Annotated in this window: 14 protein-coding genes; 3 read left to right on the top strand and 11 right to left on the bottom strand. The window is 39.7% G+C overall.

Features of this window, described 5'->3' with window-relative positions; translation table 11 throughout:
• Positions 1-5 precede the first annotated feature (5 nt).
• On the top strand, positions 6-2,066 hold the full coding sequence (locus ACLL8Z_RS04890; RefSeq protein WP_411273644.1) for an OmpA family protein: 2,061 nt from the start codon (positions 6-8) through the stop codon (positions 2,064-2,066).
• Between the two features lie 24 nt (positions 2,067-2,090).
• On the opposite strand, the gene ACLL8Z_RS04895 is transcribed toward ACLL8Z_RS04890, so the two are convergent.
• The 5 genes from ACLL8Z_RS04895 to ACLL8Z_RS04915 form a co-directional block, all read right to left on the bottom strand.
• A complete protein-coding gene (locus tag ACLL8Z_RS04895; RefSeq protein ID WP_411273645.1) occupies positions 2,091-4,286 on the bottom strand; it encodes an exopolysaccharide transport family protein in 2,196 nt (731 codons plus the stop codon).
• A 2-nt stretch (positions 4,287-4,288) separates the two neighbouring features.
• The gene (locus ACLL8Z_RS04900) at positions 4,289-4,966 is read right to left on the bottom strand and encodes a TolC family protein (RefSeq protein WP_411273646.1); all 678 of its coding nucleotides are present in this window, start codon (positions 4,964-4,966) and stop codon (positions 4,289-4,291) included.
• 271 nt (positions 4,967-5,237) lie between these two features.
• On the bottom strand, positions 5,238-5,624 hold the full coding sequence (locus ACLL8Z_RS04905; protein ID WP_411273647.1) for a response regulator: 387 nt from the start codon (positions 5,622-5,624) through the stop codon (positions 5,238-5,240).
• A gap of 293 nt (positions 5,625-5,917) precedes the next feature.
• Positions 5,918-6,418: a rhodanese-like domain-containing protein gene (locus ACLL8Z_RS04910; protein ID WP_411273648.1), complete on the bottom strand. Its 501-nt coding sequence runs from the start codon at positions 6,416-6,418 to the stop codon at positions 5,918-5,920.
• Between the two features lie 134 nt (positions 6,419-6,552).
• Positions 6,553-7,344, bottom strand: coding sequence for a sulfite exporter TauE/SafE family protein (locus ACLL8Z_RS04915; RefSeq protein ID WP_411273649.1), 792 nt, complete (start codon positions 7,342-7,344; stop codon positions 6,553-6,555).
• Positions 7,345-7,603: 259 nt separating this feature from the next.
• Here ACLL8Z_RS04915 and ACLL8Z_RS04920 point away from each other — a divergent pair, with 259 nt between their 5' ends.
• Entirely contained in the window at positions 7,604-7,903 is a 300-nt protein-coding gene (locus ACLL8Z_RS04920; protein ID WP_411273650.1) for a hypothetical protein, read from the top strand.
• A 3-nt stretch (positions 7,904-7,906) separates the two neighbouring features.
• Here the strand turns inward: ACLL8Z_RS04920 and ACLL8Z_RS04925 are convergent, their stop codons facing one another.
• The 5 genes from ACLL8Z_RS04925 to ACLL8Z_RS04945 are packed head-to-tail and all read right to left on the bottom strand — an operon-like array spanning position 7,907 to position 14,761.
• Positions 7,907-8,764: an N-acetylglucosamine kinase gene (locus tag ACLL8Z_RS04925; RefSeq protein ID WP_411273651.1), complete on the bottom strand. Its 858-nt coding sequence runs from the start codon at positions 8,762-8,764 to the stop codon at positions 7,907-7,909.
• Between the two features lie 8 nt (positions 8,765-8,772).
• Positions 8,773-9,165, bottom strand: coding sequence for a response regulator (locus ACLL8Z_RS04930; RefSeq protein ID WP_411273652.1), 393 nt, complete (start codon positions 9,163-9,165; stop codon positions 8,773-8,775).
• 48 nt (positions 9,166-9,213) lie between these two features.
• Positions 9,214-10,527, bottom strand: coding sequence for a TolC family protein (locus tag ACLL8Z_RS04935; RefSeq protein WP_411273653.1), 1,314 nt, complete (start codon positions 10,525-10,527; stop codon positions 9,214-9,216).
• Positions 10,528-10,550: 23 nt separating this feature from the next.
• Positions 10,551-13,670 (bottom strand): efflux RND transporter permease subunit, encoded by a 3,120-nt coding sequence (locus ACLL8Z_RS04940; protein ID WP_411273654.1) that lies wholly within the window; start codon positions 13,668-13,670, stop codon positions 10,551-10,553.
• A gap of 5 nt (positions 13,671-13,675) precedes the next feature.
• Positions 13,676-14,761, bottom strand: coding sequence for an efflux RND transporter periplasmic adaptor subunit (locus tag ACLL8Z_RS04945; protein WP_411273655.1), 1,086 nt, complete (start codon positions 14,759-14,761; stop codon positions 13,676-13,678).
• Positions 14,762-15,194: 433 nt separating this feature from the next.
• On the opposite strand from ACLL8Z_RS04945, the gene ACLL8Z_RS04950 reads away from it, so the two are divergent.
• On the top strand, positions 15,195-16,970 hold the full coding sequence (locus tag ACLL8Z_RS04950; protein ID WP_411273656.1) for a M61 family metallopeptidase: 1,776 nt from the start codon (positions 15,195-15,197) through the stop codon (positions 16,968-16,970).
• A 44-nt stretch (positions 16,971-17,014) separates the two neighbouring features.
• On the opposite strand, the gene ACLL8Z_RS04955 is transcribed toward ACLL8Z_RS04950, so the two are convergent.
• On the bottom strand, positions 17,015-17,488 hold the full coding sequence (locus tag ACLL8Z_RS04955) for a hypothetical protein (protein ID WP_411273657.1): 474 nt from the start codon (positions 17,486-17,488) through the stop codon (positions 17,015-17,017).
• Between the last annotated feature and the right edge of the window lie 121 nt (positions 17,489-17,609).

The following is a 17,609-nucleotide window of genomic DNA, read 5'->3' on the forward strand; positions in this document are numbered from 1 at the left end:
TTAGAATGAAAAAAACGACTGTGTTTCTTTTACTCATGTTTATGCTGGTCCATTCGATCAGCTGTTTGGCATTTTTTCAGGAGGATGAAGGCCCCCTCATGCAAAAAGCAATTAAGGAGTACAATTCTCTTAGATATGTTTCAGCCATTAAGGAATTAGAACGTGTCATAAAAAATGATTCTTCGAATGTGCGGGCCCAGGATATGCTCGCATCAAGCTATCGTAACACGAAAATGTATGATGAGGCCCTTTTTTGGTATGGAAAACTTACCAGACAGAAAAACATTAAACCTGAATGGGCACTTTATTTTGCAGAAGCACTTGCAAATAAGGAGCGGTATGAGGAGTCGGAAATATGGTATCGAAAGTATCTCGGATTGAAGCCCGGAGACCGCCGGGCTGAAGCGTTTAGTAAAGCGAAAGTCGGAGCACTCTCTGAAAATGAGAACTCTTGGGAGATAACATTCCTGAACATAAATACTGACGCCTCAGAGTACTCACCAATGTTATTTAGGGATGGCTTATTGTTCGTAAGTAACAGGAATGAGAAATCGCGTTTTGTATTTGCCTGGGATCAGACTCCTTACACAGATATATTTGTAGTTGACAAGCTTAAGGATGTTCGCGAAAGTGATGAATCGTCTATTGAGCGACGTTTGAAGGGGGAGAGCAATTCACATAATTCCCTTATGGGCCTGTTGTTTGGAGGCAGTAAAGTGGATAAGCCTATTGAAATCGTAAGGCCTTTAACCGGAAAGGTAAAATCGACTTACCATGAAGGTCCGGCAGTAAGTTTGCCTGACGGATCGTTGATGTTTACACGGAATAATTATAACAATAAAAAAGCCGGCAGCAGCAGTTCAGGAATAAACAAACTAAAACTTTATACCGCAGTTGGCGATAATTGGGATGAGATCATTGAGTTTCCTTATAATAGTGATGAGTTTTCTACGGGCCATCCAGCAGTAAGCACTGATGGTAAAGTTTTGATCTTCGCCGCTGATGGTCCCAGGGGATACGGCGGTACAGATCTTTTTTATAGCGTCCGGGCGTCTGAGCGAGGTGCATGGGGACGGCCAGTTAACTTAGGTCCCAGAATAAATACTGAAGGCAATGAACAGTTTCCTTATTTGGACAAAAATGGCAAATTGTATTTTGCGTCCACAGGATACCCCGGGCTCGGTGGGCTTGATATCTTTGAGATTGTACTTAAGGATATGAAACCGGTTGGAAAGCCCCGCAATCTTGGTGCTGGTATTAACTCTTCAGCAGACGATTTCGGGATAATAAAAGATCGCGATTCGGAAACTGGTTATTTCAGTTCTAACAGGCGTGGAAACGATGATATATATCGGTTTACCAAGCTGGAAATTGATGTCAAGCTGCAAGGACTGATTCTTGATGCCAGAACTAATTTGCCGATTGCCGGAAGTAAGCTTTTAGTTAAGCACGGAGGAAAAATCGATACTATTCAAACAAACCCTTTCGGAGAATTTAGTATGCCCCTGGCTAAATCAGAGGATTATGAACTGAGCGCCAAGGCACTGAGTTATTTAAGCACACAGGAATTCACAAGTTCGAAAGGGATGACAAGTGACTCTACAATCAGTCTGGTATTGAAATTAGATAAGGTGGATATTACTCAGAATTGGGTGGTCGATAACTGCGATTCGTTAAAGGCGAGTTTCGCCTTTAAGAATGTTCATTTTGATTTGGATAATTCTCAGCTGCGGAAAGATGACTTATCCTCGCTGAAGCATATGGCTGAGTTGATGAATAGTAATCCACAGATTAATATTATAACCTCTAGTCATTGTGATAGCAGGTCATCAGAAAGCTATAACCGGGATTTGTCACTGAGAAGGGGAGAATCGGTAAAAAGTTATCTTATAAGTATGGGGGTTAGACCGGACCGGATTGAAGTGAAATATTATGGCAAAAGCCGTTTGGTGAATTCATGTATAGAAGGGGTAAATTGTTCGGAAACAGACCAGGCCATCAATAGAAGGACGGAGTTCGAAGTCGTGATGAATGGTGTTAATCTTGCCCAGCTCGATTGTAAATAAACGCCATATGATATTCTCTTGCCCTTAGTCAATGACTGTCGCAGATTCTATGTATTCAACTGGTTTTCCTTCAGTTTTGACCTTATTTAGCACCCATCCAATGAATTTGTCGTTAATGGCAGACAAGTAATTTGCATATTGTTTTCGCTCGGGCGTCATTGACAGCCCGGCCTGGAAAACACTGAGCGTTTTGTCTGAAAAAGAAATCCACTCTTTTGCCTTGTTCAACGACTCCAGTGAAGGCGTTTCAACGATTATTACATCGAAAATTGACTTCAAATTATCCAGTTTCTCTCTAATGGTGTTTTCGTCAGTGAGTTCAAATAGCGACTTATCACCCCCGCGATTACCCATAACCATGATGCCGGTAGAAAAATTAGAGCCCGGTATAGCCCCTGTGTCAAAGTAATCTTCAATAAATAAAGTTGTTACGGAGTTTTGCGTAATTGACGGGTGATCAAAATTGCCATCTATTAACAGCACTTTTTTGCTTACCATAACATATGTATAGGCGATACACGCAGCAATCAAAGTTTTTCCTTCGCCTTCACCTAAACTGGTGATATTTAAAATACTTCCGCGGCTTCCCGCTATAGTAAGTTCTTTGTTTACTTCAAATCTTGTGGAGCGCAGTTGTTTTTTGAACTCTCGCATTTCTGCAGTTCCATGAAGGTTTCTCCAGATTCCTTTCAAATCAAGTGTTGAGTTGCCCACTAAATGCAAAAATCCAAGTACAGGAGCTCGTGTTGCTAATGCAAGTTCAAAAGGTCTTCTTATACGATCGTCAAGGTAGAACATTATTAAGAGAACAAGCAGGCATATTACACTACTTAGAATGCCGCTTAATAAAACGAGTTGCAATTTTTTTGAAGGTTCTGGCTGGCCCGGCGTTGCGACTAGAACCTGTCGGAGTTGAACAGGGTATTCAGATTCCATTTTAGCCTGATTATACTGGGTCAACAGATCCTGATTTTCTTTATTCACTGTTTCGATTTCCCGGTCGAGCGCTTGAATAACATTCGCATGGGGTATGAGATTATCATACTTCCTTGATATAGCAGCGAGTTGAACTTTAAGTGAATTAAGGCTATACGTTGCAAGATCCAACTGTAAAGTTAGGTTCAACCTTTCTTGTATCAGATTTGGTCTGTTGTCAAGCGGATTGGCAATGGATTTATCAGGCTGACTGTCAATTTGTGTGTATTGTATTCTTTGCAGCGAATCGATAGACTTTTTATATACTTCGTCAAAATCACTTTGTACATATTTGTCATATAGTGAATGTATCTCTGACCGGGTAGACAATATACCCTGATTTATGTCGGGTAATGTCGACTCACCATTCCGGCGATCTTCTGGATTAAATCTTTTATCCAGATTTGATATTGCGCCCCGAAAGGAAATGATGTCTTTTTCTGCTTGCTGAATACGAAGCTCATAATTCGCATTTTGATTCATAATTTGAGACGATTGTTCGTTCAAATTGAGTATGCGGTTTCTTATTTTGTATGACCTTAAGTTCGCAATGTGATCCTGAAGGGTCTTTGATTTCTGGTTTACCAAATTTTCCAGGAACTTAACAGATGAACGCTGGTCTCCTTTAACCAAATTGGTGTAATAACTTATGAATTCATCACTTAAAGTGTTTACAACAAAAGCCGATAGGTCAGGGTTTGGCGAGGAATATTCTATATTTATTAAGTCAGTATCTTCAGGATGGTAAACACTTAGTGAAGACTTCAGCGACAAGTCATCATACTCCATAGATTGAAGAACATTATACAGCCTATTTTGCTCAGTGTCGCGCAAATTTAAACCTTCTTTCTTTGCATACTTTTCCCTCAAAATTTCCGCTGCATGCTTAATTGAATGATCATTCAGTTGTTTTAGAAGCGGACTTTTCTCTTTGAAAGGCTTGGATGTCAAATCATGCAACATGATTTGATAGGAAACCAAATTAAGCATGCTTTTTGACCTCATCACTTCGGCCATGTTTACATGTTTTTGAATAATACGGGTGTCCTGTGCACTGTTGTTACTCAAAACGGACAATTCCTGGGTTTCGCCCATATTACCCGGTGTAATTTGAGCTTCGGAACGATAGGAGTCAGGCAGATTTCCGACAATAAAGAAGGTTATCACCATTGTTATCACCGGAATGAGAACAGTAGTGAGAAAGTATTTCCTTACCCAAAAAATAAAGCTTTCAATTCCCCCCATAATTAAAGGACCTCTTCAAGCTTTTTAGTGAGAAGTTCCTCCAAGAGCGCCTTTGCAGATAGAAAGTTCGATTCAATAGCAATTTTGTTTTGGATAGCTAAAGAAACAGCATGTTGACTTCGACTATATACCTCAAAACTTGTTTCTCTTTTTTCATACCGGGATCTTGTTTCGCGACTCATGTTTTGCATGTCTGATACAAGCTTGGATTGTAATTTTAAAGCGTTGACGTGTTGCATGTAAGCAAAATAACGGCGTTTGACTTCGCTTTCAATGGTAAGTTGATATTCTTGCTGCTCGTTTTGTGCAATTTTTTGCTCCAGTTTCGCTTGTTTAACATTAGCCGGTTTTTGCATAAGCGCTCCAAGATTTACTGATACAGCTGCCTGATAGCCATTAAAGATGACAGGATTCCGGATATTCTGAACGCTTTCTGGTGTGTAGAGATATGTAAAACTGAATGCGTCTAGCCAGGAAAGCTGTTCACTGGAAACATTGCTTTTAGCAATGTCAATACGCGCCTTGTACGAATTTAGCCTGGGATAATTGTCTTTTGCAGTAGCAATTAATTTCTCAAGAAACACATTAGAGATTTCTGGCATCATGGAGTCCTGGCTCCTTGACGGAGGAGCCTGTAGAAGAAGGCAAACCAAACATAATAAAGCGTATTTTTTTACCATATATTATTATTTTTCAATATAAAAAAGCGGCCAGGCCGCTTTCAACACTATTCAGTAGTCAAATAAGAAAATTATTTAGAACATAAAAGGTATCATTTTTTTTTGTTTCTCTTTCAAAAAATATCTGTTTTCTTTCTGCTTTTTTTTGTATTGATTAGCTAAGTCCAACGATAATTTTCTTGTTGTACACAGAAGGTGTACCAGGAAATGTCACTAGATCTTCAAATAACCTAATGTTGAATTTTTAGAACTGAGTTTGCCAAATTTTTGCTCACGGGTTAGTGAGATCATAGTTAAGAAGAGAGGCGATAATACAGGATTTAAGTTCTGCTGAATTAAATGGTTTCTTAAAAAAGCAATCTGCCTTGTAGGCCATCCGCTGTACTATGCCTTCCAGATTATCTGCGCTTGAGATTAGAATTACTGGTGTATTGGGGAATAACCCGCTTATCTTCAGGTTGCGAATAAATGACTCCCCATCAATATAGGGCATTTCCAGATCAGAAATAATCAAATCCGGATTATTACCATCTTCAAGCCAGCTTAATGCTTCAGCGCCATTTTCCTTAACTACGAGGTCGTAATCAGCTGATAAAATAAAATTTAGGATTTTATGAATACTTAACTCATCATCAACAATCAGAATTTGTTTTCTCATTAATTTAATCCTTAAAGTTTAAGGTTTAATTCTAATTCGAGTATCGACGCATTTAAGTAATAATTCCAAAAAACTCGGGAATATCACTAAGGGGCTTGGGATACTATCGATTAAACTTAGACAGCTAAATTAGACAAGCCTGATGCCAGTTTTAATAACCTATGCTGGTGCTTTGAGAGTAGATTATTATTTTTGAGAAATCTCACTTTGGGAAATAATTTCCACAAATGTGGTAAAAAATTAACCAACTTATTTAATTATATTCTGTCAACGAAAAATTATTGTCAGCGAGCCTAATTCTTGGATAGCATCGGATAACCCTTGTTAATCCAATCCTGCTTCAAGTTGACCGGGATATTCAATAGTTTTCCATTTGTAAATCCCATCTTCTTCATAAGACTAAATGCAGGCCTGATATTGGGGCATTTCTCGAAGGGGCAGCAACCGCAATAAATAACTACCACCGTACTCTTTGGTAGATTCTTAAGATTTTGTTTTAGTTTATCTAGATTAACAACTTTACTGGCGGCTCCCAGGTTATTGGCACTCTCAATATCTTCCACCACTCCGATATTATAAATCACTGGACGTTTAGCTTTAGAATTTCTTAGGGTCAAAGCGAGATCTGCTGGTTGAAGCAGGTCCTTTGCTTTCCATAAATTTGGCATATCAAGAGTCTTGGAAGTGTTTGGTGATGTCTGCGCATTAACATCTTCAAAACTCCCCAGGATAATAAAAAGGCAAAGAATTTGAATGATTCTTAGATTGAAAGTATTGAATATCATCTGATCCATTATGTGAATTTTTGAACTACACTTTTGAGAGAATCCATGTGACTTGACAGTCAAATCCAGGATAAGTTTCTGGTATACCCTTTAAACAAATCAAAAATACAAAGAATGTTTTTCTTTTAGAATGTGTGCAACAATTATGTTAAAGCGAATAGCTCCATAGCCAGGATTAGCACGCCTGTCAGCAGAATAAACCATCCAAATATCTTTTTGATCCTTGTCGCTGGTAGCTGCCCGGAAAGCCAGTTGCCGATGAATGTCCCCGCAATGCCCAGTGCTGTTATTGAAAGCAATTTGGTCCAATCCATTGAATGATGTACAATATCTCCTGTAAATCCTACTAAAGAATTTAATGCTATAATTACTAAAGAAGATCCAACCGCCGTTTTGATATCGAGCGAAGCATAAAAAATTAGTGCCGGTATGATAATAAAGCCACCCCCTGCTCCCAGTAAACCAGATAATATACCCACAGCTATACCCAATAGTATCAGTCCTTGAGTTTGTGGTAATACCGGACGTTTGATTTCCTGAGGCTTCAGAATACCAATGGACGCAGCTATCATTAAAATCGCGAATAAGACCAACGCTAGAGGGCCTTTTCGAATTAGCATATCGTTATTCTGGTAAATGATATCCGGTATTGCCGGAATGAGAAACGTTCGGATGACGTAGACAGTTATTAGGGAAGGCAGACCGAATGTAAGTGCAACTTTAAAGCTGATTTCCTTTTTGATCCATTTTTGTAGGGCTCCGACGGCACTTGTCGAGCCAACTATAAAAAGCGAATAAGCAGTAGCGAGTATTGGTTCAATATTAAAAAAGTAGACAAGTATCGGAACTGTCAAAACTGAACCTCCACCTCCTATAATCCCAAGTGAAAGGCCTATAAACAACGACGCAATGTAACCGACTATTTCCATCTCCATTATAGTTCAAATATGAGAAAGATAAACGTCACTCATGGATTAAATGGGACGGCAATTGAAATTACTGGGTGTGGATATTATTACTGCAGGGTGTTTACTTTTTAACACGGCTAACTTGCTGGAATACAGTTGGCTCGAAATAAAAAATAAAAATATTACGGTCTTATATAGTGAAACCGCATTTATCAGGAATGGACGTCGTGAAGTTTATTTCTTGGCTTGATTTTCGATGAAAGTGTTTTGTAAAAATACGATTACCATGGCGAGAAGTAAAATAGCTGCGATTAAAAGCTGGATGAAAAATATGGGATTTAAGTTAATTAAATCCCACGTAATTAATGGCCGGACAACCAGGATTAATTATTATAGTTTAGGCAGTTTCGGGATTTACGAAGAAATTTCTAAAGGAATTAAGGATGGAAATAAAATTGCCGCAGACAAGCTTCGGTTCATCTCCTGGACACCGTGGGGGATTGATTTTGAGGTTAATTCTGTCAATGATTTAAGCCAGGCATACCATGATTCCATTAACTATAATCCAGATATGGTTTTGACGTAGAAATTACAGGCTTTTGACCCCGTTATTGTGGATAAAAGTCGACAACTCATCTATGGGATGCTTGAGGATTTTCCCAACATGAATACCTTTGATTTCACACACTTCGATAAGTATTTCTTTAAAATGAAATGCAACCGATCCAACAAAATGGCAAACCTGTTTTGTGTAGTCGGGTAATGATTTTATATTGGTTTCAACAAATTCCTCGAACCCGCTTTTTAAGAGTGCTGCAATGAAAGGGTGATCAATATGATCGCTCATAAACGGTGCGAAAGAAGCTAAAAATGAGTTTGGAGATGGTTGTTGATAGATTCGATTAATAACAGATTCTTTATCCACATTAAACTTCTTTTTAAATGTAGCCCTTAATTCCAGTGGCATTTTACCATATAAAAACGAGGTTAATAGCTTTCTGCCAAAAAAAGTTCCAGAGCCCTCGTCTCCGAGAATATACCCCAATCCATGGTTGCTTTCGTGAATTTTGCTACCATCGAAATACGAGATATTAGATCCTGTTCCCAAAATGCAACAAATTCCCTCGGATGATCCGCAGGTTGCATAAATGGAGGCAATTATGTCGACATCTACACTTACAAATGCGTTCTTAAATACTTTAGAAAGAGCGTTTGATATAATTTCTCTTCGATCGGGACTTGAACAACCAGCACCAAAAAAGTAGATCTCTTTTACCTGACCAACGTATTCCTGAATCTCAGAAGCATTATGAAATATCTGCGTTATATCTTTCTCTGTTAGAAAAAAAGGGTTGATTCCCTTAGTCCTGAAATGGATTGTCTGATTGTCAGAGCGTGTTAATATCCAGTCTGCCTTGGTGGAGCCGCTATCAGCAACTAATAACATAGTAATATCTATATTTCTTCAAGTATCTGATTTGTTAGGGGTTTACCTATAAACTTGGATACAAGGTGGTTTTCTTTTATACGTTTTAAATCCTTTGGATCAAGTGATGAAGAGAGAACGTAAATTTTGAATAAATCAGGTTTTAGATTAGGAAGTTCAATTATAGACTTGAGAAACTCAAATCCACTCATTACGGGCATTCTTAGATCGAGAAAGATAACTTCCGGAATATTTTTTCCTGTTGTTATTGAATCGCGTACAAAATCGAAAGCTTCCTGCGGTGAGTCTATTACAGTGATTATTTCAGCGAAATTGGCATTATCTAATATTTTGCGATTGATCAGGTTGTCAATGTGATTATCGTCAATAAGTAACACATTTTTATATCTATACGCATTCATCCAATCAAAAATACTAAATCTTTGGACTTTAGCAAATAATGGTCCCTTCTAATTAAGTGAGAGTGCTCCGGAAAGTTGCTGAAGTGATATCTCTGCAAGCTTAGCCTGGTACTGAGAATTTGTAAATCTCGCGCTTGCGTCGATGTAGTTCCGTTGAGCTTCTCTGAATTCGAGTGGGGCGACACTACCAAGCCTGAATTTTTCCATCGTAATATCCAGATTCTGCCGGGCTACTTCCAGGTTTTGTTTCTCGAGACGCATCAGTTCGAGGTTTGTTTGAAAGGTTTGGTAGAATGAATTTAATTGGGCTGAAATATTCTGATTGATCTTTTCATATTCCAACTGAGCATTATCTATTTCGATTGATGCAGTTTTCTCATTTCTATTCTGAAGCATCCCGTTAAAAAGGTTAATCGATGCTGTCATTCCATAATTTAATCCCCGTCCGACAGAGTTTCTCGCAAAGCCTAGTGCGGAGGTTGATTTATTGAAATTATACCCTGTATTGACTGAAACATTAGGATATCGCAAAGCTTTAACTTGTTTTAAGTTGAGTTCTGCAATTCGTTTGTTGATTATTGCCAATTGCAAGGCAGGATTTTGTTGATTCGCTATTGTTTGTAAATCAGCAAGTACAAGCTTATTCTGAATGATGATTGTGTCTGATACTGTAAAATCTGTGGAAATGTCTCTCGCCAGTAATTCGTTAAGTCTAATCTTAGTGCCTCTGTACAGATTAAGTTGTCTTAATAAATTTGTTGTATCAGTATTAAGATCAACAGTTGCAACCAAGACTTCTAATTTAGCGGCACGCCCGATTGTATATCTGTTTTCTGAATTCCTTAATCTTAACCTCGAAATATCAACTGCGCCATCCAGGGCTTTTATTTGCTGTTGCTGCTGGACTAAATCATAATAATTGTTAATTACATCCGCCAGCGTGGTTTGAATAGTTAATCTGAAATTAGACTCGCCTAATTGCTGCAATTCTTTTAACTGGTCGTACCGCGCAAACATGCCGAAACCGTCGAACACCTGCCAGTTTAATACCGGACCAAAGCCTAAATTTGAATTCCGGGCTCCATTTCTTTCCTGAGTTACACCACTGGCGAGTGTTTGTTTGGTATTAGACATTGTATTATTTGAACTAAAGTTTCCGGTAACTACGGGAAGCATTCCGGCGTTAGCGCGACTAACATTGGTTTTGGCTATTTCAATATCATTCCTCGTGACTTTAATATCGTAATTATTTTCAAGTGCAATCTGCACCGCTTGTTCCAGTGTCAGCCGTTCCTGTGCATTCGAGCTTAGTGTTAGAGCAAAATAGGTAGTCAGATATAATATTATTCCTTTGAATTTCATTCTTAAAATCGGCTATAACGCATTTATAAATGGGCAAGTTCCAGCTTTTCCTCTTTGTCTTCAGTGTTTTCACCTTCCCCAAAATCAGGAAGTTGTTTGTGTTCCTTAGACCACATTGAATATATTGCCGGGATAACGAAGAGAGTTAAAACGAGAGAAAATAAAGTCCCTCCAATAATCACAATTCCCATACTCATTCTGCTCTTTGCCGCTGCGCCTAAAGCCATAGCGATAGGTAATGCTCCCAGGGCAATAGCGAGGCTGGTCATAAGTATCGGACGTAAGCGGGCCACAGATGCTTCCACTATCGCCTTTTGAAGAGGAATTCCACGCTCCTTTAGCTGGTTCGCAAATTCTACGATCAGAATTCCGTTCTTCGTGACTAATCCTATGAGCATAATGGTACCGATCTGACTGAAGATGTTCCATGTTTGACCAAAAAGCCATAGCGATAGAAACGCGCCCGCTACAGCCATCGGAACTGTAATAATGATAATTAGCGGGTCTATAAAACTCTCAAACTGCGCTGCTAGAATAAGATAGACCAACAGGAGGGCTAAGCCGAAAGCAAAGAGCGTATTCGAGGAACTTTCCTGAAAGTCTCTTGACTCGCCGCTAAGGGACGTTGTAAATGTGTCATCAAGAACTTTATCCGCTATTCGATCCATCGCATCAATACCATCGCCAATGCTTTTTCCCGGTGCTAATCCTGCAGAGACTGTTGCGGACAGGAATCTATTGTTATGATAAAGCTGTGGGGGACTACTAATTTCTCTCACTGAGACAAGGTTGTCTAGTTGGATCAGTTGTCCCTGGTCATTTCTTACAAATGTTGAAGTTAGATCCAGTGGATCATCCCTGTCGCTTTTCGCATACTGGCCCAACACCGAATATTGTTTACCGTTCATAATGAAATAGCCAAACCGTTGCCCGCTTAATGCGAGTTGTAGAGATTGAGCTACATCAAGCACGGATACACCAAGGCTTTGGGCCTTATCGCGGTCTATGCTTATATTTATTTCAGGCTTATTGAACTTGAGGTTTACATCACTATTTGAAAAAGTAGGATCTTTTGCAGCCTCATTCAAAAAAAGCGGGATCTTCTCCTGCAATTTGGCAAAATTAGGTGCCTGAATGATAAATTGTATAGGTAAACCACCGCGGCGGTTCACAGCAATAGTAGGTTGCTCAGTCACCTGGGTCCTGCCGGAAGTATATTTTCTGGTCATGCTTGTCAGGGAATTGGCAATCTCTTTCTGTGAACGATTGCGTTCGCCAGGCTCTGTAAGCCCAATACGCAAAAAACCTGAGTTTGTCGAGCCCATTCCACCAAATCCGGGAGATGTAAAACCGATATTGACTATTTTCTCTGGTATAGAATCGTTAACTAATTTAGTCAAGTCGAGAATAAACCTGTCCATATACTCGAATGTAGCTCCTTCGGGGGCACTTGCCTGCACGCTAATGAAACTTCGGTCATCATAGGGTGCAGTTTCTTTCTGAAGCGTAAACCAGAAGAGGGCAATCATGGCTATGCAAATTGCAATAATGGGGAAACTGACCCATCTTCTGGTCATAAAACTTTCCAATGCGTCTGAATACCCAGTTGTCATCTTCACGAAATAAGGCTCAGTCATGTTGTAGAACTTTGATTTCTTCTGCACTCCGCCTTTCATCAGATACGCATTAAGCATCGGCGTAAGGGTTAGCGAAACAAAAGCTGAAATAAGTACCGCTGCACCTATCACCACTCCAAATTCCCTAAACAGCCGTCCTACGAAACCTTCCAGGAAAATTACTGGTAGAAATACTGCAGCGAGTGTAACCGAAATCGAAATTACTGCCCAAAATATTTCGTTAGAACCTTTTATTGCCGCTTCAAACGGCGACATACCTTCTTCAACCTTTTTATAGATATTCTCGGTCACAACGATTCCATCATCTACCACCAGACCCGTTGCCAGGACAATTGCCAGGAGGGTAAGTACGTTGATGGAAAAGCCGAAAAGGTACATAATGAAAAATGTTGCTATTAATGATACTGGGATATCAATCAGGGGCCTGAAGGCAATACTCCAGTCGCGGAAAAAGAGGTAAATAATAAGGATAACTAAAATCAGGGAGATTAAAATTGTTTCGGCAACCTCCATCACAGAATTTTTAATAAACACGGTGTTGTCAATTGCTGGCTTTAGCTCAATATCTTTAGGAAGTTCTTTTAATATTTGCTCAAAACGTGCATTAACAAGCTTAGCAATCTCAAGATAATTTGTTCCAGGCTGCGGTGTAACAGCGAGACCAATCATTGGTGTTCCCGACTCCCTCATTACACTTTCCATGTTTTCTGGCGCAAGTACAGCCTCGCCAACATCGCTAAACCTCGTAATTCGATTTGAATCAGTTTTAAGTATAAGATTGTTGAAACCCTCTACGGTGTTCAGGTTGCCTATGGTCTTTATGCCGAGTTCAGTATTATTACCGGTAAGTTTGCCGGAAGGCAACTCTACATTTTGCTGGTTCAATGCATTTCGGATATCCAGTGCAGTGAGCCCATATGCCGAAAGCTTGTTAGGATCGATCCACATGCGCATTGCATACCTTTTTTCACCCCAAATGCGCAAACTACTTACGCCAGGGATCGTTTGAAACCTTGGTACAATGGTGTTGTCGGCATATTTACTGAGCTCCAGTGCATTGCGAACACTGCTTTTCATGGTGTAAACCATGATCGGCTGCGAATCAGCATCTTGTTTCGATACGACGGGTGGAGAGTCAATATCTTGTGGCAGACTCCCGGAAGCCTGTGACACCTTATCCCGGATGTCATTTGCAGCCTCTTCCAGATTCTTGTCAAGAGTAAATTCAACGGAAATATTGCTTATTCCCTGGCTGCTGGAGGAAGTTATATTCCGGATCCCATCAATAGAATTTAGCGCCTTTTCAAGGGGCTCGGTAATCTGCGACTCAATAACGTCTGAGTTAGCACCCGCATACCTTGTTTGTACCGAAATTATTGGGGGGTCAATAGACGGGAACTCTCTGATACCCAAAAATGTGAAACCGATAATACCAAAAAGTACAAGCACTAAATTCATGACAATAGCCAGAACCGGTCTTTTTATGCTGGTGGATGATAAGCTCATAAAAATTAATTTGGTATGATTTTTACTTTTATCTGGCTATCGGGTTTTAGAGCCATAATGCCGGTTATCAATACAGTATCTCCTTTTTGCAAGCCCGAAGTAACCAATACTTCTTTCTCGGTACGGCTACTTGTTTCAATTAGAACTTCCACAGCTTTGCCATTTCTGGCGATAAAAACCTTTTTTCCCTGTTCTACAGGAATTATTGATTCTGAAGGGATTAGTATAGCGTTCGAAATAGTTGCGAGGGGCAGGTCAACTTTTGTAAATGACCCAGGAAGCAATTCACCCCCAGGGTTAGATGCCCGCGCGGCTATCTGAAGAGTACGTGAGGTTGAGTTGATGCCAGGCTCTATAGCATAAACCCGGGCCGTGTTGCTTTTGCTCGAGCCCGCAACACTGAATTGAATAGTTGAGCCGGTTAGCATTTGCTGCGAATACTTCTCAGGAACAGAAAATATAACTTTGATGGGATCAATGCTTATCAGACTTGCGACTATCGTTGCAGGAGTAATGTAGCCTCCAACAGACACGGTACGCAGTCCGATTCTGCCACTAAAGGGGGCTATCACTAACGTTCTGGAGATTTGTGCCCGTATCAATCGTGTGGCGGCCTGCAGGGTGCTTTTATCCGCAAGAGCTATATCATATTCTTCGTTACTGATAGCCTCTTTAGTTAATAATAATTTAGCTCTGCGTTCAGTTTCTGAAGCCAACTTTTCACGAGTCAATGCCTGAGATAACTGTGCCTGGAGTTCTATATCGTTTATTTTGAGTAAGGTTTGTCCTTTTCTGACGTTACTTCCTTCTTTAAAATATAAACCTTTAATGATCCCGGACACTTCCGATCTGATTTCTATCTGTTCATTAGCTTCAAGAGAACCTGTTACTGATAGAGAATTCGAGAAGTTTTTCGGCTCAACTATAATACCGTTCACAGGTACCATCGATCCCGCGGGAGCACCCCCTCGCCCGCCAGCGCCCCCTCTGGCACCCGCGTTTCCTAATTGGCTATTTGCTTTGATTCTGTAGACAACAAAGGCTCCAAAAAGGAGAAACAGAATTGTGTATACAATATACTTGATTTTCATATAGTGGCTTAAGATTTAATTTGAGGGGTTTTGGTTGCGTACAATATCTAATTATTTATTTATTCTGTTTTGGTCATATCCCGAAATTTAGACTACTAAATCGGTTAAAGGTTTAAGATGCATAAAGATGTTTACTTTACACCAAATCAAAAACTTGATTTTCCTGTTAAAATTAAAAACGGTTTAAAAGTTGGAAAGGGTACAAATAAAGGAAGATTATCAAAATCTCCTAACCAAATTAAGGTGAGCTAAATCATTTGTTCAAGAGAAAGATGTTTTTTCAGTTTCCACACAAAGCTATTTTTTCTATTTTCAAATAGATTGTTGTAGCAACTATTTTACAGCTTAATTTAGCCGCTTATATTAAATCCTAAGCATTAACTTAATTTTGGCACAAATCCGAATTATGAGATCTATAACATTTTTAATTTTTATGGCAGTTATCACGACTTCTTTAAGCGCGCAGGAGAAAATTACCTTCAAGGTGTCCTTCACCGAGCCTCAGGCCCACTATGCTGATGTCGAAATGGAAATATCGGGGCTGAAAGTTGATCAAATCAATTTGAAAATGCCAGTTTGGACACCCGGTTCGTACCTCATTCGTGAGTTTGCAAAAAATGTGGAGAGCTTTAAAGCATCTGGTTCTACTGGTAATATGCTGAACGTTAGTAAAGTTAATAAGAACACCTGGCAGGTCAACACGGCTAAGAACGGTTCTATCAAAGTAAATTACAGGGTTTACTCCTTTGAGATTTCCGTCCGCACAAGTTTTGTTGACGAATCGCATGCCTTCTTATCCCCGACAGGTTTGTTTTTATACCCTGAGGGAAAGCTTAAGTTACCATCAACTGTAACCATCATTCCATATAAAGGATGGACGGTAATCTCAACCGGACTCGAGAAGGTTCTATCTAAAGTAAACACTTACTCTGCCGCTGATTTTGATATTCTATACGATTCTCCGATAGAAGTGGGTAATCAGGATGTTTTTGAATTTAACGCCGCAGGAGTAGTTCATGAAGTAGCGATGTACGGCGGTGGTAACTATGATAAAGAAATTTTGAAGCGTGATATGGCAAAAATCGTTCATGAACAAACGAAGGTATATGGAGTAAACCCCAATAAGAGATATGTATTCATAGTGCATAATTTCAATTCAGGAGGGGGTGGTCTGGAACATCTGAATTCAACAGTCTTGGGGGCCTCTAGAAACGCATATAGTACGGAGGCAGGCTTATTAAGGTTTTTAGCCCTTGTATCTCATGAGTATTTTCATTTGTGGAATGTGAAGCGGCTTCGTCCGATAGCGTTGGGTCCTTTTAATTACGACGCGGAGAATTATACAAGCAATCTATGGATCGCTGAAGGTTTCACAGCCTATTACCAGGATATCTTTACCAAGCGAGCCGGTTTACTCACTCCCGAAAAATATCTTTCAGGTTTGGCCTCAGCTATAAGTGCGCTGGAGAATGAGCCTGGTAACAAGGTTCAGACGGCCAGCGAGTCAAGTTTTGATGCCTGGATCAAGCAATATCGTCCAAACGAGAATTCCCGAAACTCTACGGTTTCTTATTATAGTAAAGGATCAGTAATAGCTTTAATAATGGACCTTGAAATCATTCATTCTACAAAGGGGAAGGCAGGGCTGGATGAAGTTATGAAAGCCATGTACGATGAATATTATGTAAAGCAAAAGCGTGGTTACACGGACAAGGAATTTAAAGCGATGGCTGAAAAAATAGCTGGCCATTCTTTTAATGAAATTTATGATAACTATATAAACGGTCTGACAACCATTGATTACAATAAGTATTTGAATTATGCTGGCTTTGCTATTAGAAATGATGCAGAACAGGTTGTTGAGCCTTTTCTGGGTATTGCCTCATCTTTAAGGGAGGGAAAAATGATTATCAGCCAGGTTACTCGCGGAAGCGGTGCGTGGAATGATGGCTTAAATGTAAATGATGAAATCGTGTCAATTGATAGTTATGTTATCAAAAAGACATCAGGCGGATCACTTGAAATTCTCAAGTATATCGCTGGACAGCGTGTGGGCGATAAGGTTAAAGTATCAGTAATCAGGGATGGCCTGGACAAAGTAATAGAAGTCACTTTAGGAAAAAATCCCTCTGCAAGTTACAATATTTCTACAGTTGATGCGCCTTCTGCAGCGCAGCTGAGCGTCAGGAAGCGATGGTTAAAGTTATAATAAATCGAAACAGCAGCTATTTGAAGCCGCTGTTTCAATTTTAGTTAAAATGTCAATCTTATTGCCAGACCAACGTCCCCTGTACCAAAATTGGTATTAGGAGTCAATTCAAGTCTTGGTCTCCAGTCCAATGCCAGATTCAATGGAATACCATCAATTTTGTAGTCAAGACCAAGAACCCCGTCAGCACTAAGAAAAACATCGCTTTCAAAATTCTTTACTTTATAAGATCCGATACTCCCACCACCACCGTAATACCACAATAGACCCGGTGCACCATTTATTGGATTATGAACTTCATATAAGCCTGTGAGGATGAAGCGCTTGAAATCGTCATTACTTCTAACAGACAAGTTAAGGTCCAGCGCTTTGTTTGTGTTCAAAAAGGTTTTAAAATTCACACCATTATAGGAGCCTATTCTGACCCCAATAGCATTTTCGTACGATTGTGCATTAGCACTTGACTGTGTTATTAATAAAAGCCCGGCAGTCAGGCAAAGGAGTAATAGCTTTTTCATCTGTATATATTGTTTGCACCAACTTTTCAAATACAATGCCAGTTGCTCAATTCCCGGCTTATTATTTTTACCTTAAAAAGTATAACGAAGATGAATCGATTAACGTATGTAGACTTATTTT

Origin of the sequence: Daejeonella sp., from assembly GCF_046590655.1 — a bacterium.
Lineage (GTDB): Bacteria > Bacteroidota > Bacteroidia > Sphingobacteriales > Sphingobacteriaceae > Daejeonella.